This is a genomic window from Microbacterium sp. JC 701, from assembly GCF_021026215.1.
In the GTDB taxonomy this organism is placed as follows: domain Bacteria; phylum Actinomycetota; class Actinomycetes; order Actinomycetales; family Microbacteriaceae; genus Microbacterium; species Microbacterium algihabitans.
Map to the genome: position 1 here is coordinate 191,682 of NZ_JAJNCV010000004.1, position 24,076 is coordinate 215,757.

Sequence of the window (24,076 nt, forward strand, 5' to 3'; positions counted from 1 at the left end):
CCCGCTCCGCGCGGCTCCCCTCGGGGACTGCGCGGAGCGGGCGTTTCCACGTGCGGGATGTCGCGACCATCCTGGCCCTGCGGCCCCGGTTCGGGGCGGGATTCGCCGTTCGGGGCGTGGATTCTCCGCCCCGAACGACAGAATCCGCCCCGAACCGCTGATGGCGGCGTCGTCAGCCGACGCGGCGCAGCGCCAGTGCCGCCCACGAGATGGGCGGGAGCGTGACGTGCAGGAGGCCGTCGGCGAGGCGCGTCTCGAGCGTCGACGGTCCCACCCGCTCGGGGTCGTCGAGCGTGTTGCGGGCGTAGGGGTCGTCGTCGTGCAGCACATGGGCCTCCGCGACCTCGACGTCGCCCAGGCCGCTGACGTCGATCGCGAGCTCGACCGCCTCACCGCGACCGCGATGCACGAGGAAGATCGCGCTCGCGCCCGTCTCGGCGTCATGCGTGGCCACGGCATCCACCGCCGACACCGTGCCGTGCTTCGCCGTGTCGATCGTGGGCGCCTCGACCCGCAGACGCACCGCGTCGCCTTGCGCGAGGCGCGACGTGATCGCGAAGGGGAAGAACGTCGTCTGCCGCCACGCGGGCCCGCCCGGTTCGGTCATGATCGGCGCGATCACGTTGACCAGCTGGGCGAGAGAGGCGGATGCCACGCGGTCGGCGTGCGTGAGCAGCGAGATCATGAGGCTGCCGAACACGACGGCGTCCACCGCCGAGTACACGTCTTCGAGCAGACGCGGGGCGACCGGCCAGTTGTCGATCCCGGAGAGCTGATCGACGTCGTGGAAGCGGGTCTGGTACCAGATGTTCCACTCGTCGAACGAGATGTCGATCTTCTTGTCGCTCCCGCGCACGGCTCCGACGTGGTCGGCCGTTGCGACCACCGCCTCGATGAAGCGGTCCATGTCGACGGCCGAGGCGAGGAACGAGTCGATGTCGCCGTCGTGCTCCTGGTAGTACGCGTGGCACGAGATCATGTCGACGTCGTCGTAGGTGTGGGTGAGCACCTCGCGCTCCCACTCGCCGAACGTGGGCATCGCGGCGCCCGACGACCCGCACACGACGAGTTCGATCGAGGGGTCCATCTGCCGCATGCCCTTGGCGGTCTGAGCCGCGAGCTTGCCGTAGTCGTCCGCGGAGCGGTGGCCGAGCTGCCACGGTCCGTCCATCTCGTTGCCGAGGCACCAGACACGCACGTCGAACGGCTCGGTGCGGCCGTTGTCGATGCGCTGCTGCGACAACGCGGTGCCGCCGGGAACGTTGCTGTACTCGAGCAGGTCGAGCGCCTCGAGAACGCCGCGGGTGCCGAGGTTGACGGCCAGCATGAGCTCGCTGCCCGCCTTGTCGAGCCAGTCGGCGAACTCGTGCAGGCCCACCTCGTTCGTCTCCGTCGAGTGCCACGCGAGGTCGAGACGGCGGGGGCGCTGCTCGCGCGGACCGACGCTGTCCTCCCAGCGGAAACCCGAGACGAAATTGCCGCCGGGGTAGCGGATCATCGAGACGCCGAGCTCGCGCACGAGCTCGAGCACGTCGCGGCGGAAGCCCTGCTCGTCGGCCTCGGCATGACCGGGTTCGTAGATGCCGTCGTAGACGTGGCGGCCGAGGTGCTCGACGAACCCGCCGAACAGACGGCGGCGCACGGCCCCGATCGGGAAGCGGGGGTCGACGGTGAGTCGGGCGGTGGTCATCGTGCTCCTCGGGATGCGTGTGCGGCGAATCGGTCGGCGACGGGGTTACGGCGGCGCGCGAGCCCGTCAGGGGTCTCCACGAGGTCGTGCAGACCCATGGTGAGAAGGTGGGCGGATCGCGGCAGGTCGCTGTGCCGGTAGGTCCACTCGTACATGTCGAACAGGGGCCACCACGTATACCCGACGATGTCGACGCCGTCGGAGCGAAGGCCCTCCACGGCCGCGACCGAGGCATCGAGCCAGTCCAGCCGCGTCCCGACATCGTCAGTCACGCAGGTTTCGGCGAGCATCACCGGAGCCCCGTAGCGCGCGGCGTACGTGCGCAGCATCTCGGTGAGGCCGCCCACACCGTCGTCGCGCGTCGGTCGTGGATCGGCGAAGCCGCCCACGTGGTGCACGCCGGCCTCGAACAGCTCCGTGGAGTGCCGTGGGTAGTAGTTCACCCCCATGACGTCGGGCTGCACGGCGTTCTCGGCGAACCAGGCGAGGGTCTCATCGGCCATGCCGTTGTCGCGGAGGACGGGCAGCAGCGGGTGGTCCTGGCCGACGCGACCGGTGACCAGGTCTTCGACGAGGAAGGCCTGGTGCGCGTACCGGTGAGCGGTGTCGCGGTGCTCGGGCGCATCGATGTCTCCCGCGTACCGCATCGATGCATCGACGTGCACGAAGGTCGCAGCCTCGCCGAGCACCCCCGCGACGGCCTCCTGGGTGAGCACGAAGCCGCGTGCGATCGCCGTAGAGACCTCGACGAGACCCTCTATGCCGGCGCGGTACGGCGGCCAGTAGGCGTATTCGCCGCTGAACAGGGCGTGCAGCATCGGCTCGTTGACCGGGGTGTAGTCGGTGGCGAGATCGCGGTAACGCTCAGCCGCGCGGTGGGCGTACTCGGCGACGAACCGCGGGTAGTCGGGGTGGGTGAACTCTCCCTCGACCCAGGTCGGAGTCCCGTAGTGCAGCAGGTCGACGATGGGGCGGAGTCCCCGTTCGGCGAAGCCGTCGAGCACCCGATCGGTCCACGACCAGTCCCACCGGCCAGGCTCGGGGGAGACCACGTGCCAGGGGATCCCCCAGCGGAGGAACTCGGCGTCCACCGAGACCGCCAGATCGAGGTCGTCGCTCCACCGGTCGTAGTGCTCGGTGAGGGCGTACTCGTCGATCGCGCGCTCCCCGGGCCGCTCCTGCGGCACGAAGGTGTTCTCGATCCCCGCCCCGAAGTGCAGGCGTCCATCGCGGTACCAGGGGGTGCTCGGCATCCGTCGCTCTCTCATTTCAGTCCCGACGTTCCGACGCTCTCGACGAAACGCCTCTGGATCATCAGGAACAGGATGGCCAGTGGCAGCAGCGCGATGAGCGAGCCGGCCATCATCACGCCCTGGGGGATGATGCCGCCCGGGCCCGTCAGCAGTGTCAACCCCGAGGTGACCGTCCCCATCTCGGCGTCGGTGGTGAACACCAGCGGCCAAAGCAGGTCGTTCCAGTTGTTGACGAAGGTGAAGATGCCCAGGGTCAGCAACGCCGGAACGGCGTTGGGCAACACGATGCTGCCGAAGATGCGCAGTTCGCCGGCGCCGTCGATGCGTGCGGCGTTGTCGAGATCGCGCGGCAGCGACAGGAAGAACTGACGCAGGAAGAAGATGCCGAAGGCGTCGGCTGCGCGCGGCGCGATGAGTCCCGCGTAGGAGTTGACCCACCCGAGATCGGACACGAGCTGGTAGATCGGGATGAGCGTCGCCTGGAACGGGATCATGAGGCTCGCGATGATCGCGATGAGCAAGATCTTGTTGCCGCGGAAGTCGAGCCGCGCCAGCGCATAGGCGGCGAGCGAGTCGAACACCAGCGCGAAGGCGGTGACCCCGCCGGCGAAGACGAAGCTGTTCGCGATGAGCCGCGCGAACGGCAGCTCGGTGAAGATGCGCGTGAAGTTGTCGAGCGTCCAGGCTCCCGGCACCAACGTCGGCGGGTAGGCGTTCACCTCCGCCACGGGCTTGAAGGCCGTGAACACGATGATCAGGATTGGCAGCATCAAGGCCAGCGTCGACGCGGCCACCACCACCAGCAGCAGCGCGGAGACCAGGCGGCGGCGACGTCGCTGCGGCGAGACGCGGGGGGAGGGGGCTTCGGATGCCGTGACGGCGGGCGAGGCGGCGAGGGCGGTCATGCGGCGTCCTTCTCTCGACGCGAGAAGAAGAGGAACTGGGTGAGGCTCAGCACCAGGGTGATGAGCAGGAGCACGTACGACAGTGCGGAGGCGAAACCGAGCTCGAGCTTGCGGAAGCCCGACTGGTAGATCTCCATGACGATCGTCTGCGTGCTGCCGTAGGGGCCGCCGCCGGTCATCACGTAGATCTGGTCGAAGGCCTGCAAAGCAGCGATGAGCGCGACGATGACGACGAAGCCCATGGTGTTGCCGAGCATCGGGAAGGTGATGTTGCGGAAGCGCTGCCCCGCGCTCGCTCCGTCGACGCGGGCGGCCTCGTAGAGGCTCGTCGGGATGTCTTGCAGACCGGCGAGGAAGATCACCATGTAGAAGCCGAAGCTCTTCCACACCGCCACCAGCACGACGGCCGGCATGGCGAGGGTTGGGTCTTGCAGCACATTGCCGAGTTGAATGCCGAGACCTCGGAGCCAGTAGTTCAGCAGTCCGATCTGGGGGTCGAGCAGGTACGACCACGCGAAGGCGGCCACCGCGAGAGAGACGATGAACGGGGTGAAGAGCGCAGTACGGAAGACGCCCCGCAGCGGCAGCAGAGGGTTGTTCAGCAGGAGCGCGAAGCCCAGGGCGAGGGCGATCGCGATCGGGGTGAACAGCAGTGCGTACAGCGCGGTGTTACCCATCGCTCGCAGGATGTCCTCGTCGGTGAACACGCGAACGTAGTTCTCGAAACCGACGAACTTCTCGCGGCCGAAGCCGCTGGCATCCGTGAACGACAGTCGCAGCGCCGAGATCATGGGCCACGCGACGAAGACCGTGAGGATGACGATCGCGGGGGTCAGGAAGGCGACGACGGTGAGACGCCGGCGGGGGCTGTGCCGGAGGGGTCCGCGACCGCCGATCGGGGCTGGCGGCCGGTAGGCCCCGCGCCGACGGGGCGGCGCGCTCGGGGCGTGAGTGGTCATGGTCGTCCTGTTCGAGAAGCGGAGGTGAGGACACGGAAGGGGCGACGCGGGCACCCCTCCCGTGCGTTGATCACTCGATGGCCTGCTGGATCTTCGTCTGCGCCGTCGCGAGAAGCTCGTCCACGTTCCCGCCGGCGACGGCCTTCTGGGTGAGCTCGTCGATGTCGGAGATGACGTCGGTGCTGTTGACCACGCCCGGCAGCAGCGCGCGACCCGTCGGCGCGATCTCGCTGAGGGCGGCCACGACGGGGTTGGACGAGACGTCGCTGAGCGGGATGTCGGTGCGCAGCGGGGGCCACCCCGACGCCAGCGACCACTTCGTCGCCACGTCCTTCTGGAAGAAGTAGGAGAAGAACGCCTCGGCTCCCGCGCGTTGAGCGTCGTCGGCCGACTCGGTGACACCCATCGCGACACCGATCGCCGAGGCAGCCTGCTCGGCGGGACCGGCCGGGATCGCGGCGATGCCGTAGTCGATGTTGTTGTCCTTGGCGATCGAGGCCATCCAGGGACCGCCCACGTGCATGGCGGCCTTGCCCGAGCTGAACAACTGGTCGGCGGCGATTCCATCGAGGCCGGTGGGAGAGATTTTGTCCTTCGTGATCGCGTCGGTCCAGTACTGGATGGTCTTGGCGTTCTCGGGCGAGTCGATCACGGCCTTGTCACCGTCGACGATCTGCCCCCCACCGCTGAGCAGAAGGCTCGGCCACAGGCCGTTCGCCACGGTCGCGTGGTCGGGGATCGCGACGCCGTACTGCTCGGGCGTGCCGTCGCCGTTCTCGTCGACCGTGAGCTTCTTCGCGTCGGCGACCCAGGCGTCCCACGTCGTGGGGGCCTCCGTGATCCCGGCGGCGGAGAAGAGCGATTTGTTGTAGAACATGGCCAGCGGAACGAAACCGGTGGGAACGCCATACGGGGTCCCACCGACCTTCACCATGTCGACCGCCTGCGGAACGAGGTCGGCGGTGTTGCTGTCGGACGAGGCGTAGAAGTCGCTCAGGTCGGCGAATGCGCCGCGGTCGGCGTAGACGGGCATGCGCTCGGCGGGCATGGCGACGATCTGCGGGCCTTCCTTGGAGCTCAGCGCGGGCAGCAGGGTGTCGTCGATGACCGCCCAGGTCTTGGTCTCGGTGGTGATCTTGTACTTCTGCTGCGAGGCGTTGAAGTCGGCGACGATCTGGTCGAGGACCTTGCCGTCGGCTTCGGTGTAGCCGTGCCAGAACGTGATTTCAGCGGGGCCGTCGGAGGCGGGGGCGGACGAGCCTGAGCAACCTGCCAGCAGGAGTGCGACGGCCCCCGCCGTCGCAAGGGCGGGGAGTGCGCGCTTCATCATCTTCGATGCCTTTCATGTGACTGCGTCGTCGTTTCGGCTCGGGTGCCGAGGCTGGTGCGAAACAAATTTACAACGATGGAGGTAAACGTTGTAAATGGATGATCGCCCGACCGTCGAGCGATGTCAAGCGCGAGTTCTCAGCGCGACGTCGATTCCCTCTCGACCAGCCGGAACTCAGCCAGGATCTCCCGCGGCGCATCACCGTCGTCGCCGACGATGCGGTCCACGAGCAGATCGACCGCGACCCGCGCGATCTCGGAACGGCCGGGATCGATCGTCGTCAGAGCCGGCAGCGAGTACCGCGTCTCGTCCAGATCGTCGAAGCCGATCAGGGCGACGTCGTCGGGGATCGTCACCCCGCGCTCGAGCATCACGCGCATCGCCCCCAAGGCGATCGAGTCGTTGAAAGCCACGACCCCGTCGAAGGCGAGCCCGGCGTCGAGCACGGCGCGCATGGCCTCGGCGCCGTCGATGCGGTGCCACCGGTCCACGGGCACGACGAGTGCGGGGTCGACGGTCAATCCCGCGGCCTCGATCGCCGCCTCGTATCCGCGCAGACGTAGGCCGGCCGAGCCGACGACCTCGCCCGGGTGCGAGCCCAGGGCCACGATGCGGCTCCGGCCGCCCCGCAGCAGGTGCGCGGTCGCCGCCTGCGCCGCCTCGGTGTTGCGCATCGTCACGTGATCGTGGGCGGAGTGGAAGATGCGCTCCCCCAGCAACACCATGGGCATGCCGACCTCATCGAGCAGCTCCGCGTCGTCTTCACCGAGCGACAGCACCGAGTACAGCACGCCATCGAGTCCCCGGCGGCGCGCGCCCCGCAGTGCGGCGAGCTCGCTCTCGCGATCGGCGTCGAATTGCTCGATGAGCACCGAGAAACCGCGCGCTCGCGCCGCCCGCATCACGTCGTCGGCCAGCTCGGCGAAGTAGGGATTGCGCAGGTCGGGGACGATGAGCCCGATCATGTCGGCACGACCCGAGCGCAGACTACGCGCCGCCTGATTGGGGCGGTATTGCAGCTGATCGATGGCCGCTTCCACCCGCTCGCGTGTGGTCACGCGCACGTGCGGATAGTTGTTGATCACGTTCGACACCGTCTTGATCGACACACCGGCCGCGCGGGCCACGTCGTGCAGCGTCGCAGTCATGGCATCCCCCTTGCTCTGGTCGAGACTCTACAACGTTGCACAAGCGAGCCTTGACGGCGAAGCTCTCCGCCATTTACGGTCGTGCCGTCTCTACAACGTTGTAGTAGCGCGGTCGAGACTCCATCCGCACCGAGCGGGTCGCTGCGCCGACGCGGGCGCGCACCGGCAGCCGCTTCCACCCAGAGGAGCACGAAACATGCCACATCCTTCTTCCCCCGCGCGACGACGATCGCGTCTTCTCGCCGCAGCGCTGACCGCCGCGGTCCTCGCCGTCGGCGGGATCGCCGCCGCAGGCCCGGCCGCGGCGGTGACGACCGGCAACGGCTCGGTCGTTTACTCACCCCCTGCGGGTTCGTCCTTCAACCCGGAGGGCGGCACCCCCGCCGGCACGACCTACGCGAAAATCGTCGTCCTGAAAAACAACGGGGCGAACAACGGCACGCAACTCGTCACCTTCGACAAGCTCGTCCTTCAGAACGGGCGACAGGTCTATCCGATCTATCGCAGCACCGACGACGGATCGTCGTGGACGAAGATCGCCGATGTCGACCCGAGCAGCACCTTTCCCGGATACACGCGCACCGCGCAACCGTTCCTCTACGAGCTCCCCCAGGCATCCGGCCCGCTCCCCGCGGGAACGCTCCTTCTGACCGGCATGATCATGCCAGAGGACCGCTCGAGCAGCCGACTGGTCGTCTACAAGAGCGCGGATCGAGGCGCCACCTGGTCGTTCCTGAGCACGATCGACTCCGGCGGCCCCGCCGTGTACGACCCCAGCCCTTCCTCGACGACGACCACCGTTTGGGAGCCCTCCTTCGCGATCGACGGCGGCGGTGGTCTCGTCGCGTACTACTCCGACGAGCGACAGAAGGCGTCCGGTGTCCTCCAGGCTGTGTCCTATCGTCGTTCCACTGACGGCGGCCAGACGTGGGGTGCACTGTCCAACGTGTCGGCACCGCCGAACCACAGCGACCGCCCCGGAATGATCACCGTCACCAAGCTCCCCGACGGGCGCTACCTCGCCACTTTCGAGGTCGTGAACCGCCCGAGCCAGTCGCAGAACACTGCACCGGTCTACTTCAAGACCTCCGCAGATGGGCTCAACTGGGGCGACACGACCAGCATCGGTGCGCCGATCCGGCTCGCCGACGGCCGCGGCATCGGCTCGTCGCCATATGTGAAGTGGGTGCCGGGCGGAGGCCCGAAGGGCATGGTCATCGTGGCCTCCAAGTGGTCGCTGACCTCGTCGGGCGCCATCGACGGCGGTCAGAACCTTTACGTCAATTACAACCTCGGCGCTGGAGCCTGGGAGCGCCTCCCCATGCCCGTCACGTACGACGCGAGCGACACGCAGGGGGGCAATTTCAGCGGCTTCGCCCAGGGCCTCGACGTCGGCACCGACGGACGCACGCTCTACCAGGCGACCAACGTCGAGAACACCGCAACCGGGCTCAATGACATCCGCGTCGGATCGATCCCGGTCGATGCCCAGCAGTACGAGGCCGAGAAGGCGACGATCACGGACGCGACGATCGTGACGCACGTGCAGGCGTCGAATGGTCGCAAGGTCGGCAACATCAACAACGCGGGGAGCTCGGTGCAGTTCACCGTCCGCGTCCCCGCTGCGGGTTCGTACACGCTGAACGTCCGGTACGACAACGGCAGCGGCAGCACGTCCACCCATGGCGTCAGCGTCAACGGCGGGACCAGTTCGTCGATCTCGTACCCCGCGACCGTCGACTGGGGCCGCTACGCGTGGGCGCAGAAGACCGTGACCCTCAATGCGGGGGTCAACACCGTCCGGTTCGCCAAGGGCACGGGCTTCGCCGAGATCGACACGCTGCACGTGTGGCGCTCGAGCGCGCTCGACCCGCAGTTCCAGGTCGTGAACCGCAACAGCGGGAAGCTCCTCGAGGTGGCGTCGGCTTCCCTCGCCGATGGCGCGGCCGTGGGCCAGTGGGGTCCGACCGAGAACGCTACGCAACGATGGACACTGCGTCCCACCGGAGTCGCCACGCAGCTCGTGAACGTGAACAGCGGCAAACTGCTCGAGATCCCGGGAGCGGCGACCGGCGACGGCGTCGACGCCGCGCAATGGGGCCCCACCGGCAACGCGACGCAGAACTGGAACGCCTCGACCAGCAACGGCTGGTGGACCTTCGCGAATGCGAACAGCGGAAAGATGCTCGAGATCGATGGCTGTTACACGGCCGATGGCGCCATCGCCCAGCAATGGACGGCCAACGGTCTCACGTGCCAGCAGTGGCGTCTGGTGCGTGAGGGCATTCAGTAACGGCCCGGGCCCGCTCGGTCTGCGCTGTCGCGCGCCGGGCGGGCCCGAACCCGTCAGATCGAGTGCCCCGGACACCCGGGAAAGACTCGCGCGAAGCCCACGAGAACGAGCGCACCGCAGTACGGCGGGATGCGGGGGAGGAAGTCGTCGGCCGCTCGAACCGTCGGGTTCGGGAGACACCGCCTCAGATGGCCTCGGCGCTCCACGGGTCGGGCCGACCGAAGCGGAACGCCCCGATCGACACGGCCTGCTCGCGCAGGAAAGGCAGCAGCTCCAGGCGGCCCGCGGTGGTCACCTCGTCGGTGTACAGGGTCAGCGAGACGTCGGGACCCACCGCCTCGGCGACGGCGGAGCGCACGGCCGCCACCGTCGACGCCGGGCCGACCAGCCGCACGCGTGTCGGGCGCGGCGCGGCCTGGAAGGTCTCGAGAGCCTCGCCCTCCGCGGCATCCGGAACCACACCCGACAGCCGCTGCAGCCATTCCTCGTCGCTCTCGACCGACACGGGTACGCCGCTGTCGCCGAGCAGGTGCCGCACCGCGGCGGGCAGCCCCACCGGGGTGCTGAGGCTGTAGGTCGAGCCCGAGCGCACCGCGGCCACGAGCACGCGCAGCACGGCCTGCCACGCGGCGTCGGCCGTGGCGCGGATCGCGACGTCGGTCGGGCGGTAGCGGCGCAGGTTGCGCTCGACGCCGAGGCGCGAGACGTCGCGCACGCGTCCGTACTCGCGGTCCCAGGCGACGGCGTCGCTCAGCGCTCCGCGGCGCAGCCAGTCGAACGCCTCGTACGACAGCGAGGGCTGCGCGGCTTCGATCAGGCCCGTGATGCGGCTGTCGAGCCCGCGCAGGTGCAGGGTCGACGACGCCGCCCCGCCCGACGAGGGCCGCCACGAGCCGAGGGTCATGAGCCGGTTGGGTCCGCCCGACATCGCGCCGCCGCCGACGGTCGACGCGCCCCAGCCGCCGATCGGCTCGCGCTGCACGACGGCACCGGTCGACGGGCGGTTCACGCGCAGCACGGCCGCCTCGACGGTGCCGAGCCACAGTTCGAGGTCGGCGGTGTCGCGGGTGTGCAGTCCGGCGACGAAGCCCGACCCGATCGCGTTCTGCAGCTCGATCGCGCGGGTGACGGTGGGCGCGTGCAGCACGCCGAGCACCGGGGCGGCCACGGCGGCGCGGGTGAGGTGCGATCCGGCGGTCACGCCCGTGCGCACGCCGGGCGACCAGAAGCGTCCGGCGGTCTCGGGGCCGAGGTCGAGTTCGCGCGGCTCGACGAGCCAGTGCTCGCCGTCGCCGAGCACCGTGAGCGCGCGGCGCACCTCGCCACTCGGCTCCTCGACGAGCGGACCGACGTCCGACAGCGGGTCGTCGGCGGGCCCCACCCGCAGCGACAGCACGGCGTCGCGCAGCTGGTCGGCGAAGCGCGTCGAGCGTGCGACGGCTCCGACGAGGATCACCAGCGAGGTCGCGGTCGCCGCCTGCCCCGCACGGGTGAAGGCGCCCGCGACGATGTCGGCGACGGCCTGGTCGATGTCGGCCGAGGGCGCGACGATCGCGGCGTTGCGGCCGGCGGTCAGCGCCTGCATCGGCAGGTCGGGCCGCCACGTCGCGAAGCGCTCGGCGGTCGTGCGGGCTCCCGCGAGCAGCACCCGGTCGATGCCCGGGTGCACGACGAGCGCCCGGCCCGAGGCGTCTTCGTTCAGGTCGACGAAGGCGAGCAGGTCGCGGGGAACCCCGGCGGCCCACAGGGCTTCGGCCACGACCGCGCCGGCGCGGCGGGCGCGGGGCGACGGCGTGAGCAGCACTCCGGAGCCTGCGACGAGGGCGGCGAGGGTCTCGGCGGCGCAGAGGCCGACCGAGGAGTTCCAGCGCGGAGCCACGACGGTGACGCGGTCGGGCACGAAGACGGCGCCGGGCACCCGGTCGAGTTCTTTCGCCGTCGCCGCGGCGTAGGCGGCGGCGTCGACCGCCTGGCTCACCTCGGCGTCGGCCTCGCCCACGAGGGCACCGCTCTCTGCGGCGAGCACCTCGATCAGTTCTGCTCGGCGCTGTGCCAGCGTGCGCGCGGCCCCGCCGATGACGACGGCGCGCTCCGCGGCGGCGAGCGCACCCCACTGTTCGGCGGCCTCGGCGACCCGGGCGATCACGGCGTCGAGTCCGGCTTCGTCGTCGATGCGGCCGGCGGCGGCGGTGCCGTCTCCGGCGGTGGAGCCGGCGACGCGATCGAGCACCGCGAGCGCCCAGTCGCGATCGGCGGCGACGCCCGGATCGGTGTCGGCGACGTTGCGGAACCCGGGGGCTCCCCCGGCGAGCTCCGCGCTCTCGCGCGCCGAGAACACCGCGGTGTCGACGAAGGCCTGCCCGCCGAAGAGCATCTGCTGCACGTCGGGGCCCAGGGCGGAGGTGTCCCCGGATGCCGCGGCCTCACGGGCGATGCCGAGCACCGCCTGCGTCAGCCCGGCCTCTTCCGCGTCGTCGGCAGCGCGTTCGCGCAGGATCGCCTGCTCCTCCGCGAGGTCGCGCTGCGGCGCTCGGGCGGGCGGGGCCGGATCGGCGGCCGCGGCGAGCGCGCGGCGGGCGCGCGCAGCGACACCCCGCGTCTCGGGCGGGTCGATCTCGTCGACGCCGTCCGCGGCGAGGGAGGCCGCGGGCACCGCCGAGGGAAGGGCGGGCGCGGCGGTGACGGCCTCGACGTGCGCGCGGGCCAGGCGAGCGGCGACGTCGTCGAGGTCGTCGGGGTGGGCCGCGGCGACGGCGACCACGTGCGGGGCGTCGGGAGCCCACGATGCCGCTGCGGGCAGTACCAGAAGGGCGTCCGCTCCGGCCTCGTCGACGTGGGCGAGCGCCAGCGCGGCGCGCTCGGGGTCGACGGTGGCGATCTCGAGCGAGAGCCCCTCGCGGCCTCGGTCGGTCAGGGCTTCCCGCAGGGCGCGCACCAGCTGGGCGTCGACGGCGTCGCGGGCGGTGACGGCCGGGGCGAGCCACCCGTGGCGGGCGGCGTCCACGGCATCCGTCGTCTCGATCACCGCGTCGCTCAGCCGCACGGTGAGCGGCGCTCCCCCGGCGCTGACGCGCACGCGCGCCCAGGCGGCGAGTTCGCCGACGGCCGCGAGGCTCTCGGGCACGGCGATCGGCAGGCGGATGCCCGCGCGCAGTCCGCTCAGGCGCGGCTCCTCGAGCACGCGGGTCAGCACGGCGACGGCGAGGTCGAGGTCGCTCCGCCCCTCGACCACGAGCGTGACGTGCGTGTCGGCGGCGGCGGCATCGAGGAACAAGGGCAGCAGTCGTTCGGCCGCGTGCTCGACGTCGGCGTCGAACGCCCACGGCGACGGGTTCGCCACGGCGTCGGCGACCGACAGCGACACCCGGCTCACGTCGTCGCGCTGCACGAGCGAACGGATGCCGTCGAGCCGGCGCCGCGCGGACTGTTCACCGAGCACGGCGGGCCCGACCAGGCGCACCTCGACCGAGGTTCCGTCGGCGGCGAGACCCGCCAGGCCGACACCCAGACGCTCGGGGCGCGCGTCGAGGGCGAGGCCGGCGAGCAGGTCGCGTAGCGCACGGCGCGCGAGGGGAACGGCCGGGGCGGGGAGCACGGGGGCCACGGCTCCGCCGAGGTGCACGGCTCCGCGCACGAACCACGGCAGCTCGGCGGGGATGTCGGCGGCGAGCCGGTGCAGAGCGGAGGCGGCGGCCGTCGTGCTCTCGGGACGCAGCACGCCGTCGACCGCAGAGGCGACGAAACGCGCCGTCGCGGGGTCGGTGGCCCCGGCGCGGGGCACGAGGGCGGCTGCGCGTGTCGCGGCCCGCGAGGCGAGGTCGGACGAGAGCGCGGGACCGGTGGCGGGCGGGTCGACGGGGCTCATGATCGACAGCCTAAGCACGCCGCGCGCGCTGGCCCGGCGGCCCGCCGAGCGGCGGCGGAACGACAGTGCAGACGGCATCCGCGTGACGCTCCGCGACCCCGGGCCGCCCGCGATCGGCACGGCTTCGCTACTGTCGTCCCGTCCCCGCACCGACGAAGGATCCGCCATGGCTCACACCCTCACCGACATGCCCCTCGAGCTCCTGCGCGCCTACCGCCCCGAGCTCACCGCGCCCGACGACCTCGACGCGTTCTGGGACGAGACCCTCGCCGAGGCCCGCGCCGCCGCCCGACCGAGCACGCTGGTCGACGTCGACGGCCCGCTGCGCGCGCTGCGGGTGCAGGACCTGACGTTCACGGGCTATGCGGGCAACGAGATCCGCGGCTGGGTCGTGCGCCCGCACGGCGACGAGGTTCTCCCCGCGGTCGTGGAGTTCATCGGCTACGGCGGGGGCCGCGGCCTGCCCGGCGAGAAGACCGCCTGGGCCGCCGCCGGCTACGTGCACGTGATCATGGACACCCGCGGGCAGGGCTCGACGTGGAGCGTGGGCGAGACCCCCGACCCGCACGGATCGGCCGCCGCCTTCCCGGGCGTCATGACCCGCGGCATCCGCGACCCGCACGACTACTACTACCGCCGGCTGTACACCGACGCGGTGCGCCTGGTCGACGAGGTGCGCACGTTCGCCGGGGTCGATCCCACGCGCATCGCCGTCACCGGCGGCAGCCAGGGCGGCGGGCTCGCGATCGCCGCCGCAGCGCTGGCCGGCGACGCGGTGGCGGCCGTCATGCCCGACGTGCCGTTCCTGTCGGACTTCCCGAGCGCCATCCAGCGCACGCCGTCGGCACCGTTCACCGAGATCACGCGCTACCTGTCCGTGCACCGCGACGCCGCGGCCGACGTGCTGCGCACGCTGTCGTACGTCGACGGCGCGATCCTCGCCCGGCGCATCACCGCGCCCGCGCTGTTCTCGGTCGCCCTCATGGACGACATCGTGCTGCCGTCGGGCGTCTTCGCGGCCTTCCACGCCCTGGCATCCGACGATGCCGCCCTCGAGGAGTACGCCTACAACGGGCACGAGGGTGGCGGCTACCGCCACTGGATGAAGCAGGTGGCCTGGCTCGACGCCCGCTTCGGGCGCTGAGCCGCGGGCTCACTCCCAGACGCTGGGCGCCGGACGCTTCGTCGACGGCAGGGCGGAGCCCGCGGCCCAGTCGTGCACCCACGACTCGATGTCAGGAAGACCCTCGGGCCGACCCACGGCGGCGAAGAGCTCGTCGTGCGGCACGGTGCCACCGGTTCGGCGCAGGATCCGCGCCCGGATGATCGCGCGGGCGTAGATCTCGCCGCGCACGAGGGCGCGGTGCTCGAGGTACACCGCGCGGTCGTCGTGGCCGATCATGCGCGTCTCGAGGTCGAAGCGCTGACCGAGCTCGAGCGAGCGACGGAAGGTGATCGTCTCAGCGGCGACCACGGCGTACCAGCCCTGCTTCGTCATCGCCTCGACGAGTCCCGACCGCGTCAGCAGGTCCCACCGCCCGAGGTCGAACAGCGACAGGTAGCGCCCGTTGTTCATGTGGCGCAGCAGGTCGATGTCGGTGGGCAGCACGCGGATGCGCATGCGCGTCACCGTGCTGGGGTCGATGGGGCCTTCGCGACGGAGGCGACGGCGAGCACGAGCGAGCACCAGCAGGGTGCGCCAGAGGACGTTCACGAGGGGCGAGCGTAGCGATCCGACCACGGATCGACGATTGCCTTGTGCTCAGTCCACAAGTGCCCGGTCCACGCCCCGTACAGATCTCTGCGGTTCCCGCGGCGGGTAGACCCAGGTCACGAGCACGACCGACACGATCATGAGCAGGAACCACGACGAGAGCTTCGACACGTCGACCGGATGCCACTCCCCGACCTGCGACGGGTACAGCCAGGCTCCGGCGTAAGTCGCGATGTTCTCGGCCAGCCAGATGAACACCGCCACCCCCGCGAAGGCCAGGAGGATCGGCATCCGGAACCGCCCGCGGAAGAAGCGGAAATGCATCATCGTGCGACCCCACAACACGACGACGGCGAGGATCAGCACCCAGCGCAGATCGACGATCCAGTGGTGGGTGAAGAAGTTGGCGTAGATCGCCACGGCGACGACCGCCGTGATCCACCTGCGCGGGTAACGCGTGAAGCGGAGGTCGAACAGGCGGTACACGCGCACCATATAGCTGCCGACCGCCGCATACATGAACCCGCTGTACAGCGGCACCCCGCCGAGGCGCAGCACGCCGTCGGCCGCGTACATCCACGACCCGACGTCGGTCTTGAAGAGTTCCATCAGCGTCCCGACGACGTGGAACGTGACGATCACGCGCAGCTCGCGCAGGGTCTCGAGACGTCCGAGCACCATGACGACCTGGATCAGGACGGCCGCGATCGTGAGGGCGTCGTTGCGCGCCAGCGGCGCGTCATCCGGGTACCAGAGCTTCGCCGAGAGCACCACGGCCAGGAACGCGGCGCCGAACACGCACGCCCACGCCTGCTTGAGCACGAAGACGGCGAACTCGACCAGACGCGCTCGGGCACCCAGGGCCGGAGCGGTCGTGAGCAGACGGTTCGCGAGGGCGTCGAGACGCGCCTCGACGGAGGTCAACCGGGGGCGTTCCGACACGGCGGTCATGCTGGCACGCACGTCTGACAAAGTGCCGCTTGTACCGCACGAGACGGGCTCGGGCGGCCGATTTCACCCTGGACGGATGCCGCGCGTAGAGTCGCGCCATGACTGCGGAAATCCGAGCCGACATCGTCGTCCGTCCGGTGCGCGACGTGGATGCCGAGGCCCTGGGTCGCGTGCACGCCACCTGCTGGCACGAGACCTACGACCACCTCATCAGCACCGCCGCCCTCGAGGCCGTGTCGCCTCGTCGCATGGCCGAGCTCTGGACCCACTGGGCCGCTCAGGGCGAGGACTACCGCATGTACGCCGCCCTCGTGAACGGCGAGATCGTCGGGTTCGTCGGCTCCGGCCCCGCGCGCGACGACGACGCCCCGCGCGAGCGCGAGCTGTACTTCATCTACCTGCTCGACGCCTACCACGGCACCGGGATCGGCCAGCGCCTGTTCGACGCCGCCGTCGGAGAGGGCGAAGGACTGTACCTCTGGGTCGCCGACGACAACCCGCGCGCGCACCGGTTCTACCAGCGCAACGGATTCACGCTCGACGGCGCCTCGCACACCGAGCCGTTCCTCGGTGAGGAGCTCACCGAGGTGCGCTTCGTCCGCTGACGTGCTGCAGATCTGGGCCCTCGACGGCATCCCCGAGATCACCCCGGGCGATGACCTCGTCCAGGCGATCCTCGATGCCGTGGGCGACCCCCTGCGCGACGGCGACATCGTCGTGGTCACCAGCAAGGTCGTGTCGAAGGCCGAGGGGCGCATCATCCGCGCCGACGACCGCGAAGACGCCATCACGCGCGAGACCGTGCGCCTCGTCGCATCCCGCACCTCCCCCACCGGGCACGTGACGCGCATCGTCGAGAATCCGCTCGGCATCGTCTCGGCCGCGGCCGGCGTCGACGCGAGCAACACCCCCGAGGGCACCGTGCTGCTGCTGCCGGTCGACCCCGACGCCTCGGCCCGCGCCCTTGCGACCGGACTGCGCGCCGCGACCGGGGCGCACGTGGGCGTGATCATCACCGACACGCTCGGGCGCGCGTGGCGCGAAGGCCAGACCGACCACGCGATCGGCGCCGGCGGCGTCCACGTGTTCGAAGACCTCCGCGGGACGACGGATGCCGAAGGCCGCCCCCTCGTGGTGACCCTGCCGTGCGTCGCCGACGAGATCGCCGCCGCCACCGACCTGGTCAAGGGCAAGGCCGCGCGGCGCCCCGTCGCGATCGTGCGCGGGCGCGCCGACCTCGTGGGCGACCTCGACCTGCCGGGTGCGCGCTCGATCGTGCGGGATCCGGTGCGCGACATGTTCCGCCAGGGCGCCGACGAAGCGTACGCCGAGGGGTTTGCCGCGGGGCGAGACGCCGCGGGCTGAGCACGACGGGCTGGCGTCGCGGGCTGACGTTTGCGCGTCGGGCTGACGTTGCGCGTTGGGCTGACGTTGTGCGTCGGGCTGGCGGACGCCTCTCCACCGCGGGCGGGGCCGACGGGACCATGTCCCGATATGCGCAGACCGTGTCCCCGTTATGGCTGGATGGAGCCCTTCGAAGCAGCCAGAAGTGGGACATGCTCCCGCGTCGGGCGGCCAGGGCGCGGAAGCTCAGCGGATGCCGCGAGCGGCGAGGCCCTCGCCGAGGTCATCGGCGTGACGCAGAGCCGACACCAGCAGCGGCAGCGCACCGCGCCGCGGTGAGGGACGCAGCCCCCGCGCCCGCTGGGCATCGCTCACCTCGGCGGCGAGCCGCGCGATCACGGGGATCGTGGTGATCGTCAGGGTCAGCAGCAGCGCGGCGCGGCCGGGATCGACACCGCACCGCGCGAGAGGAGCGAGTCCCCGCTCGAGGGCGTCGAGCAGCGCCGAGACCGGCGTGCTCACCGGCACGAGATTCACGACCAGCAGCGCTGCCACGACGCGACCGGTGTTCGCCACCGCGGGTTCGAGGCCGAGGAAGATCAGCTGACCGGCGGCGGTGACGACGATGACCCACCGCAGCCCCCACACCGAGTCCGCCAAAACGCGCAGGCCCCGCCCGACCCCCATGCCGCTCCCGGCATACAGGACGAGCGGCAGCAACAGCACCATCGCCGTGACCCACGTCGACGGCAGCGCCGCGACCGCCATGGCGACCAGCGCGAGCATCGCGAGCTTCGGACCCGCCGGCATCCGGTGCAGCCATCCCGTCGCGGGGACGTACAGGCTCAGCACGCGAGCGCTTCCTCGTAGGCGTCGACGACGTCGAAGGAGGCACCGGATGCCGCGACCCGGCCGTCCGCGATGAGCACCGCGCTCGCGCAGCGTCGGGCCAGGGCGAGGTCGTGCGTGACCAGTACGAGCGCGTGTCCGGCGTCGGCGAGCAGGTGATCGGCGACGCGGCGCGCGTTGCGCCCGTCGAGCAAGGCCGTCGGCTCGTCGGCGATCACCAGCGCGGGCTCGCGCACGAAGGCACCGCAGAGGGCGAGCAGCTGCTTCTGTCCACCCGACAGATCCTGAGCGGGGCGGTCGCCCAGCCCGTCGAGTCCGAACCGCGCGAGGGCCGCCTCGACGCGGGCGTCACGTTCGCGCCGCGGCAGACGTGCCGCGCGCAACGACAGCGCGACGTCTTCGGCGACGGTGGGCATCATGATCTGGGCGTCGGGATTGCTGAGCACCAGCGCGACCTTCGCGCGGAGCGCGGCGGGATCGCGGTCGGGGACGCACCCGAGCACGCGCAGGTCTCCCTCCGTGCGCCGCACGAGACCCGCGAGCACCCGGGCGAGCGTCGACTTGCCCGAGCCGTTGTCGCCGATCAGGGCGATCGTGCGCGCCGACAGGTCGAGCGACACCTCGCGCAGCACCTCGCGCCCGCCGAGGCGGACGCCCAGCCCCGCGCAGCGGATCACGCTCACGCCGCGACGCCGACCCGACCCCGATCGGGCGCCGCGACCCGCCACGTGCGGCGGAATCCGCGCGGGTAGGCGCGCACGAGTGTCGTCACGACAAGGGTGGCGACGGCGGCCTTGAGCAGGTCGCCCGGCACGAACACGAGGCTCGACAGCGCCGTCTCACCGAGCGGCAGGCGCGTGACGAGACTCTGCACCGGGATGCCGGTCGCGTAGATCGCCAGCACGCCCCCGACGATCATGGCCAGCGCCGTGCGCCAGACGACCGGGCGACGAGCGCCCGCGTGCACGACGAGACCGATGACCGCCGCACCCAGGATCCACCCCAGCGCGTAGCCGGCGGTCGGCCCGACGAAGACGCCGAACCCGCCGCGGCCGCCGGCGAGCAGCGGCAACCCCACGGCGACGAGCGCCAGCAGCACGGTCACCGAGAGCGCGCCGAGCCACGGCCCGAGCACGGCCCCGGCGAGCATCACGCCCAGGGTCTGCGCCGTGATCGGCACGCCGCCGAACACCGGGAAGCTGCCCGGCAACCCCAGCACGGCGATGAGAGCGGAGAAGACGGCGACGCGGGCGAGGTCGGTGGCGTCGAGGGTGCGAGTCATGAGGAGCCTTCCTGAACAGTGTTCACCTGAACGGCGTTCACTATACTCACACCATGGCTCCCCGAGGACACTCCGCCGACGACGTCGCCCTCACCGCGCTGCGGATCCTCGACGAGCACGGGCTCCCCGACCTGACGATGCGGCGCCTCGCCGCCGCCCTCGAGGTGCAGCCGAGCGCGCTGTACTGGCACTTCCCGAACAAGCAGACGCTGCTCGCCGGTCTCTCCGACCGCATCGTCGGGCGCATGGCATCCGGCCCCTCCGTCGACCTCGTGGCGGAAGCCAGAGGACTGCGCGAGGCCCTCCTGACGTACCGCGACGGCGCCGAAGTGGTCTCGAGCACCCTGGCAATGGGTCTCGGTTCGACGGTGGCGCACGACCGACTCGCGGCGGCCGTGGTCGCCGACGGGTTCGACGACGAGACCGCCCGCCGGGTCGCCACCACCGTGCTGCACTACGTGCTCGGTTTCGTGTGGCACGAGCAGCAGCGCCTGCAGTACGACAGCGCAGGAGCTCGCGAGGGCGCCGCGGGCGGACTGGCCGACGACGACTTCGCCTCGGGGCTCGAGCTCATCGCCGCGGGGTTGCGGGCGCGCGGACGCGTCTGACGTGCCTTCGCTGCGTCGGAGCGGCGGTCTCGACCCGCGCCGGCCTCAGCGCTGCTTGACGTCGCCGAACAACCGCGCGATGGGCACCAGCACCGCCGGCCGCGCCGCCACCCACGCCGCGGCCATCACCACGAGCGAGGCCGCGAAGATCAGCAGACCGGTCGGGTCGCTCGTGTACGCGGCGGGGTCTTCCGAGCCGCGTGCGGCGTACATGTGATTGAGGTTTCGCAGCGCCCCGGTGGCCAGCACGAGGGCGACGTGCACGACGATGAACGCGACGAAGAAGAGCATCGTGGGGAAGTGGACCTTGCGCGCCCACTCGGCCGGATACAGCCTGTCGAGCTTCTCGGCGTTCTTGGGCCACACCCCCGACAGACGCACGCCGCTGATGATCGCGAGGGGCGCGGCGACGAACGTGATGGCGAAGTACGACAGCTGCTGCAGGCTGTTGTAGTTCACCCACCCGTTCTCGGTCGGCCAGTCGAGTGAGGCGTATTGCAGGGCAGCCGACAGCGCGTTGGGGAAGACCTCCCACGAGGTCGGCACGATCCGCATCCACTGTCCGGTGACGAATAGCAGCACGACGAAGATCACGCCGTTGGCGATCCACAGGACGTCGAGCGCCTGATGGAACCACAGCGCCAGGCTGATGCGCCGCTTCTTGTTGTTGCGCGGCGACCAGAACGCGGCCGGGCGCTTCTCGCGGCGCACCTGCCAGCCGGTGCGGATGATCAGCAGCAGGAAGAAGCTGTTGAGGAAGTGCGACCAGTTCAGCCAGGCCGGGAGCCCGACCGGCGCCGACTCGGGCAGGTGGTACTCGCCGGGGAACGCCGCGAGGAACTCGCGGCCCGGCCCGATCGCGAGCACGAAGCGCGCGACGAGCACGACGATGCCGACGAGTGCCAGCGCGAAGACGCCGAGCACGGCGGTCGAGCCCAGCAGCTGCACGGGTGAGAAGTCGGCGAGGCGGGTACCTGCTGCTGCCGCACGTGGCGGGGCCGCCGGGGGGCGCTTCTGCGTGAGCGCCGGCGTCGTCGCGCGGTTCCGGGCCGCGGCTCCCGGCCAGACCGTGCGCGGAACGGTGAGGGGCGGGCGCGGGGATGGCGTCGATGGCCGGGCGTCTGCGGCCGGGGCCGGGGTCGCGAACGCCGCCGTCGCGCGAGCGGTCTCGTCGGAACTCGCCGCAGGCACGGCGTCCAGGTCCGCATCGGATCCGCTCACCGTCGCGGTCGCCGGGGTCTCGGCATCCGCACCGGAATCGGATCCGCCCACCGACATCGGACGCTCGGGCTCGACCTCTCCGAGCGCGCCGCGATTCTGCGCTTCTCGGGCGGTGTCGGGGTGCTGGATCGGGGGCGGAACGGCGGATGCCGGCGGCCAGGGCTCCCCGCCGGGCTCGCGCGGGAGTCCCCGACGCATGCCGGCCGCTTCCTCGCCCGCGGGGGTCGCGGCATCCGATCCTGGGCCGGAAGCGCTCACCGTCGGGGCCTCGGCGCCGGAACCGCTCGCCGTCGAGGGCGCCGGGTTCCCGGCATCCGCACCCGGGTCGGATCCACCCACCGAGACCGGGCGCGCGGGCTCGGCCGATCCGGTCCCGGGGCGGTTCCCCGGTTCTGCCGCGGCACCAGGACGTCCAGTGGAGGACGGAACGGCGGATGCCGACGGCCACGGCTCCCCGCCGGGCTCGCGCGGCAGTCCGCGACGCACACCGCCCGCCGCGGCCGGCGCGGGAGCGGTCGGTACCTCGGCCTCAGGCGACACGGAAGCGGGCGACGTCTCGGCCTCGGGCGAGGCAGGAGGGGTCGGCGCGGACGCGGGCGCCACAGAGCCGGACGGGTGCACCGGACGCCGATCCCCGGGCGTCTCGGATCCGGATCCGTCGCGCGGGTCCGAATCCGTTGCGGCCAGAGCAGCGTCCGCGCCGTCGGCGTCACCCGCTCCGGGCACGCTCGAGGCCGCGGGCGGCCAGGGCTCCCCGCCGGGGGTGCGCGGCAGCCCGCGTCGCGGGGTGCGGGGTGTGGACGCCATCTACTCTCGGGATTACTTCTTGTGGGCGTTCAGCGCGCTGAGGAGCTGCGGGACGACGGTGAACAGATCTCCGACGATACCGAAGTCGGCGATCTCGAAGATGGGGGCTTCCGGGTTCTTGTCGATCGCGACGATCGTGCGCGCGGTCTGCATGCCCGCGCGGTGCTGAATCGCCCCCGAGATGCCGAGCGCCACGTACAGCCGCGGCGACACCGTCACCCCGGTCTGCCCGACCTGCGCGGCGGCCGGCACGTACCCCGCGTCGACCGCGGCCCGCGAAGCGCCGACCGCCGCACCGAGGGCGTCGGCGAGCTGCTCGACGAGGGCGAAATCTTCGCGCGAGCCCACTCCGCGACCGCCGGCGACGACCGCCGCGGCCCCGCGCAGTTCGGGACGCGACGAGGCGACAGCGGTCTCGGCGAACCCTTCGACGCGGGCGTGGGGGGTTCCGGATGCCGCGACCTCGAGGCTCTCGACGACGAGCGGTCGCGCATCGAGACGCTCTTCGACGGATCCGGGGCGGAGCGTCGCCGCGAGGGGGCCGAAGGTGGGTGCCCCGTCGACGGTGAAGGCGCCGCCGAACGCCGCGTGATGGGCGACCACGCCGAGGTCGTCGCGGCCGACGCCCACGACGTCTGTCGCGAGGGGCATGCGCAGGCGTGCGGCCAGTCGCGCGAGCGCGTCGCGCGACTCGACCGCGTGCGACGCGAGCACGAGGTCGGGGCTCTCCTTCGCGACCGCCGCGGCGAGCGTGTCGACGACCGGACCGGTCAGGGCATCGGCATCGGTGACGGCCGTGAGCACGCGCGTCGCGCCGAGCTCCGCCGCCTCGGCAGACGCCCGTTCGAGCACATCGGCCGTGGAGGCGATCAGAGCGACGGGGTCTCCGACGGTCGCGGCGGCGGCGAGCAGGCCGGGGGCGGAGGCGGCCAACGCCCCGCCGGGCAGCACCTCGAGTAGCACGAGGGCCGCGGTCATCACGCCACCCCCTCGGCCACGAGGAAGGCCGCGAGCTTCTCGCCCGCATCGCCCTCGTCGACGATCTTCGTGCCGGCCGCGCGCGGTGGCCTCTCGGCGACGGACAGCATGATGTACCGCGCGACGGCGGGATCGTCGACCTCGACGCCGAGTTCGGCGGCATCCACGGTCTCGTACGGCTTCTTCTTGGCCGCCATAATTCCCTTGAAGGTCGTGAACCGCCCCTCGGGCATCGCCTCGGTGATCGACACGACGGCCGGCAGCGCCGCTGAGACCCGCATGGTGCCCGCGTCGCTCACGCGGTCGCCGGAGACGGCGTCGTCGGACACCTCGAGGCGCGACAGGGCCGTGAGCTGCGGTACTGCCAGCAGCTCGGCGACCATCGCCGGCAGCACGCCCCCTCCCCCGTCGGTCGACAGGTTGCCCGCGATCACCAGGTCGAAACCGGTGCGCCGGATCGCCGCGGCCAGCACCTCGGCGGTGAGCACGAGGTCGGCCCCGCGCAGGGAGTCGTCGACCACGTGCACGGCCGAGGTCGCCCCCATCGCGAGGGCCTTGCGCACGGTCGCCGTGGCCGAGGCGGGCGCCATGGCCACGACGACGACCTCGGTGCCCGCGTGCGCGTCGGCATATGCGAGGGCGGCCTCGACGGCCCGCTCGCCGATCTCGTCGAGCACGGCCGCCGCTCCCGCGCGGTCGGTGAGCCCGGTCTCGAGGTCGAGCCGACGCTCGCCCCAGGTGTCGGGCACTTCTTTGATCAGGACCACGATCTTCATCGACGGGGCTCCTTCGGAGAGAGGGCGGATGCCGCTGCATGGCGGCAGCGTGTGAGTGCGAGGCGCGAACCCCAGGTCCCTGAGCCTGTCGAAGGGACCGGGA

20 protein-coding genes are annotated in these 24,076 nt (G+C 71.4%); 5 read left to right on the forward strand and 15 right to left on the reverse strand.

What is annotated here, in order from left to right; translation table 11 throughout:
- Positions 1–172: 172 nt before the first annotated feature.
- From LPW41_RS15115 to LPW41_RS15140, 6 genes are all read right to left on the reverse strand, one after another.
- Positions 173–1,690 carry an alpha-N-arabinofuranosidase gene (locus tag LPW41_RS15115; protein ID WP_154097670.1) on the reverse strand — a complete coding sequence of 506 codons (1,518 nt, stop codon included), beginning with the start codon at positions 1,688–1,690 and terminating at the stop codon, positions 173–175.
- A complete protein-coding gene (locus LPW41_RS15120) occupies positions 1,687–2,943 on the reverse strand; it encodes a family 1 glycosylhydrolase (RefSeq protein ID WP_230705300.1) in 1,257 nt (418 codons plus the stop codon). Before LPW41_RS15120 ends, LPW41_RS15115 begins: the two co-directional genes overlap by 4 nt.
- 11 nt (positions 2,944–2,954) lie before the next feature.
- Positions 2,955–3,848: a carbohydrate ABC transporter permease gene (locus LPW41_RS15125; protein WP_144834474.1), complete on the reverse strand. Its 894-nt coding sequence runs from the start codon at positions 3,846–3,848 to the stop codon at positions 2,955–2,957.
- Positions 3,845–4,807, reverse strand: coding sequence for a carbohydrate ABC transporter permease (locus tag LPW41_RS15130; RefSeq protein ID WP_230705301.1), 963 nt, complete (start codon positions 4,805–4,807; stop codon positions 3,845–3,847). Before LPW41_RS15130 ends, LPW41_RS15125 begins: the two co-directional genes overlap by 4 nt.
- A gap of 70 nt (positions 4,808–4,877) precedes the next feature.
- A complete protein-coding gene (locus tag LPW41_RS15135; protein WP_230705302.1) occupies positions 4,878–6,137 on the reverse strand; it encodes an ABC transporter substrate-binding protein in 1,260 nt (419 codons plus the stop codon).
- Positions 6,138–6,274: 137 nt separating this feature from the next.
- Positions 6,275–7,285 carry a LacI family DNA-binding transcriptional regulator gene (locus tag LPW41_RS15140; protein ID WP_154097672.1) on the reverse strand — a complete coding sequence of 337 codons (1,011 nt, stop codon included), beginning with the start codon at positions 7,283–7,285 and terminating at the stop codon, positions 6,275–6,277.
- A 196-nt stretch (positions 7,286–7,481) separates the two neighbouring features.
- Between LPW41_RS15140 and LPW41_RS15145 the strand changes: the two genes are divergently transcribed.
- Entirely contained in the window at positions 7,482–9,578 is a 2,097-nt protein-coding gene (locus tag LPW41_RS15145) for an RICIN domain-containing protein (protein ID WP_230705303.1), read from the forward strand.
- A 184-nt stretch (positions 9,579–9,762) separates the two neighbouring features.
- On the opposite strand, the gene LPW41_RS15150 is transcribed toward LPW41_RS15145, so the two are convergent.
- Positions 9,763–13,443: a proline dehydrogenase family protein gene (locus tag LPW41_RS15150; protein WP_230705304.1), complete on the reverse strand. Its 3,681-nt coding sequence runs from the start codon at positions 13,441–13,443 to the stop codon at positions 9,763–9,765.
- 166 nt (positions 13,444–13,609) lie between these two features.
- On the opposite strand from LPW41_RS15150, the gene LPW41_RS15155 reads away from it, so the two are divergent.
- On the forward strand, positions 13,610–14,587 hold the full coding sequence (locus tag LPW41_RS15155) for an acetylxylan esterase (RefSeq protein WP_144834467.1): 978 nt from the start codon (positions 13,610–13,612) through the stop codon (positions 14,585–14,587).
- 9 nt (positions 14,588–14,596) lie between these two features.
- Here LPW41_RS15155 and LPW41_RS15160 read toward each other — a convergent pair whose 3' ends face one another.
- Together LPW41_RS15160 and LPW41_RS15165 are read right to left on the reverse strand one after the other, a co-directional pair.
- Entirely contained in the window at positions 14,597–15,157 is a 561-nt protein-coding gene (locus LPW41_RS15160; protein WP_154097675.1) for an acyl-CoA thioesterase, read from the reverse strand.
- A gap of 48 nt (positions 15,158–15,205) precedes the next feature.
- Positions 15,206–16,108 carry a DUF817 domain-containing protein gene (locus tag LPW41_RS15165; protein WP_230705305.1) on the reverse strand — a complete coding sequence of 301 codons (903 nt, stop codon included), beginning with the start codon at positions 16,106–16,108 and terminating at the stop codon, positions 15,206–15,208.
- Between the two features lie 98 nt (positions 16,109–16,206).
- On the opposite strand from LPW41_RS15165, the gene LPW41_RS15170 reads away from it, so the two are divergent.
- Positions 16,207–16,713 (forward strand): GNAT family N-acetyltransferase, encoded by a 507-nt coding sequence (locus LPW41_RS15170; protein ID WP_144834461.1) that lies wholly within the window; start codon positions 16,207–16,209, stop codon positions 16,711–16,713.
- A 1-nt stretch (position 16,714) separates the two neighbouring features.
- Complete coding sequence (gene cofE, locus LPW41_RS15175; RefSeq protein WP_144834459.1) at positions 16,715–17,473, forward strand: coenzyme F420-0:L-glutamate ligase; 759 nt, start codon at positions 16,715–16,717, stop codon at positions 17,471–17,473.
- Between the two features lie 225 nt (positions 17,474–17,698).
- Here the strand turns inward: cofE and LPW41_RS15180 are convergent, their stop codons facing one another.
- From LPW41_RS15180 to LPW41_RS15190, 3 genes are read right to left on the reverse strand one after another with little or no spacing between them, the layout of a single operon-like run.
- The gene (locus LPW41_RS15180; RefSeq protein ID WP_230705306.1) at positions 17,699–18,304 is read right to left on the reverse strand and encodes an energy-coupling factor transporter transmembrane protein EcfT; all 606 of its coding nucleotides are present in this window, start codon (positions 18,302–18,304) and stop codon (positions 17,699–17,701) included.
- Entirely contained in the window at positions 18,298–18,984 is a 687-nt protein-coding gene (locus LPW41_RS15185; RefSeq protein WP_230705307.1) for an energy-coupling factor ABC transporter ATP-binding protein, read from the reverse strand. The genes LPW41_RS15180 and LPW41_RS15185 overlap by 7 nt, the downstream gene beginning before the upstream one ends.
- Positions 18,981–19,583: a biotin transporter BioY gene (locus LPW41_RS15190; protein ID WP_230705308.1), complete on the reverse strand. Its 603-nt coding sequence runs from the start codon at positions 19,581–19,583 to the stop codon at positions 18,981–18,983. Before LPW41_RS15190 ends, LPW41_RS15185 begins: the two co-directional genes overlap by 4 nt.
- Before the next feature lie 53 nt (positions 19,584–19,636).
- Between LPW41_RS15190 and LPW41_RS15195 the strand changes: the two genes are divergently transcribed.
- Complete coding sequence (locus tag LPW41_RS15195; RefSeq protein WP_230705309.1) at positions 19,637–20,191, forward strand: TetR/AcrR family transcriptional regulator C-terminal domain-containing protein; 555 nt, start codon at positions 19,637–19,639, stop codon at positions 20,189–20,191.
- 45 nt (positions 20,192–20,236) lie between these two features.
- Here the strand turns inward: LPW41_RS15195 and LPW41_RS15200 are convergent, their stop codons facing one another.
- The 3 genes from LPW41_RS15200 to LPW41_RS15210 form a co-directional block, all read right to left on the reverse strand.
- Entirely contained in the window at positions 20,237–21,670 is a 1,434-nt protein-coding gene (locus LPW41_RS15200) for a cytochrome b/b6 domain-containing protein (protein ID WP_230705310.1), read from the reverse strand.
- Positions 21,671–22,231: 561 nt separating this feature from the next.
- A complete protein-coding gene (locus LPW41_RS15205) occupies positions 22,232–23,197 on the reverse strand; it encodes an electron transfer flavoprotein subunit alpha/FixB family protein (RefSeq protein WP_230705311.1) in 966 nt (321 codons plus the stop codon).
- Positions 23,197–23,973, reverse strand: coding sequence for an electron transfer flavoprotein subunit beta/FixA family protein (locus LPW41_RS15210; protein WP_230705312.1), 777 nt, complete (start codon positions 23,971–23,973; stop codon positions 23,197–23,199). The genes LPW41_RS15205 and LPW41_RS15210 overlap by 1 nt, the downstream gene beginning before the upstream one ends.
- Positions 23,974–24,076: the final 103 nt, after the last annotated feature.

Excerpts from the sequence above, each read along its gene's own strand:
- LPW41_RS15120 (WP_230705300.1), bottom strand. The coding sequence starts at position 2,943 with ATGCCGAGCACCCCCTGGTACCGCGATGGACGCCTGCACTTCGGGGCG.
- LPW41_RS15125 (WP_144834474.1), bottom strand. The coding sequence starts at position 3,848 with ATGACCGCCCTCGCCGCCTCGCCCGCCGTCACGGCATCCGAAGCCCCC.
- LPW41_RS15195 (WP_230705309.1), top strand. The coding sequence starts at position 19,637 with ATGGCTCCCCGAGGACACTCCGCCGACGACGTCGCCCTCACCGCGCTG.
- LPW41_RS15115 (WP_154097670.1), bottom strand. The coding sequence starts at position 1,690 with ATGACCACCGCCCGACTCACCGTCGACCCCCGCTTCCCGATCGGGGCC.
- LPW41_RS15155 (WP_144834467.1), top strand. The coding sequence starts at position 13,610 with ATGGCTCACACCCTCACCGACATGCCCCTCGAGCTCCTGCGCGCCTAC.
- LPW41_RS15165 (WP_230705305.1), bottom strand. The coding sequence starts at position 16,108 with ATGACCGCCGTGTCGGAACGCCCCCGGTTGACCTCCGTCGAGGCGCGT.
- LPW41_RS15210 (WP_230705312.1), bottom strand. The coding sequence starts at position 23,973 with ATGAAGATCGTGGTCCTGATCAAAGAAGTGCCCGACACCTGGGGCGAG.
- LPW41_RS15205 (WP_230705311.1), bottom strand. The coding sequence starts at position 23,197 with ATGACCGCGGCCCTCGTGCTACTCGAGGTGCTGCCCGGCGGGGCGTTG.
- LPW41_RS15190 (WP_230705308.1), bottom strand. The coding sequence starts at position 19,583 with ATGACTCGCACCCTCGACGCCACCGACCTCGCCCGCGTCGCCGTCTTC.
- LPW41_RS15145 (WP_230705303.1), top strand. The coding sequence starts at position 7,482 with ATGCCACATCCTTCTTCCCCCGCGCGACGACGATCGCGTCTTCTCGCC.
- LPW41_RS15135 (WP_230705302.1), bottom strand. The coding sequence starts at position 6,137 with ATGATGAAGCGCGCACTCCCCGCCCTTGCGACGGCGGGGGCCGTCGCA.
- LPW41_RS15170 (WP_144834461.1), top strand. The coding sequence starts at position 16,207 with ATGACTGCGGAAATCCGAGCCGACATCGTCGTCCGTCCGGTGCGCGAC.
- LPW41_RS15150 (WP_230705304.1), bottom strand. The coding sequence starts at position 13,443 with ATGAGCCCCGTCGACCCGCCCGCCACCGGTCCCGCGCTCTCGTCCGAC.
- LPW41_RS15130 (WP_230705301.1), bottom strand. The coding sequence starts at position 4,807 with ATGACCACTCACGCCCCGAGCGCGCCGCCCCGTCGGCGCGGGGCCTAC.
- LPW41_RS15140 (WP_154097672.1), bottom strand. The coding sequence starts at position 7,285 with ATGACTGCGACGCTGCACGACGTGGCCCGCGCGGCCGGTGTGTCGATC.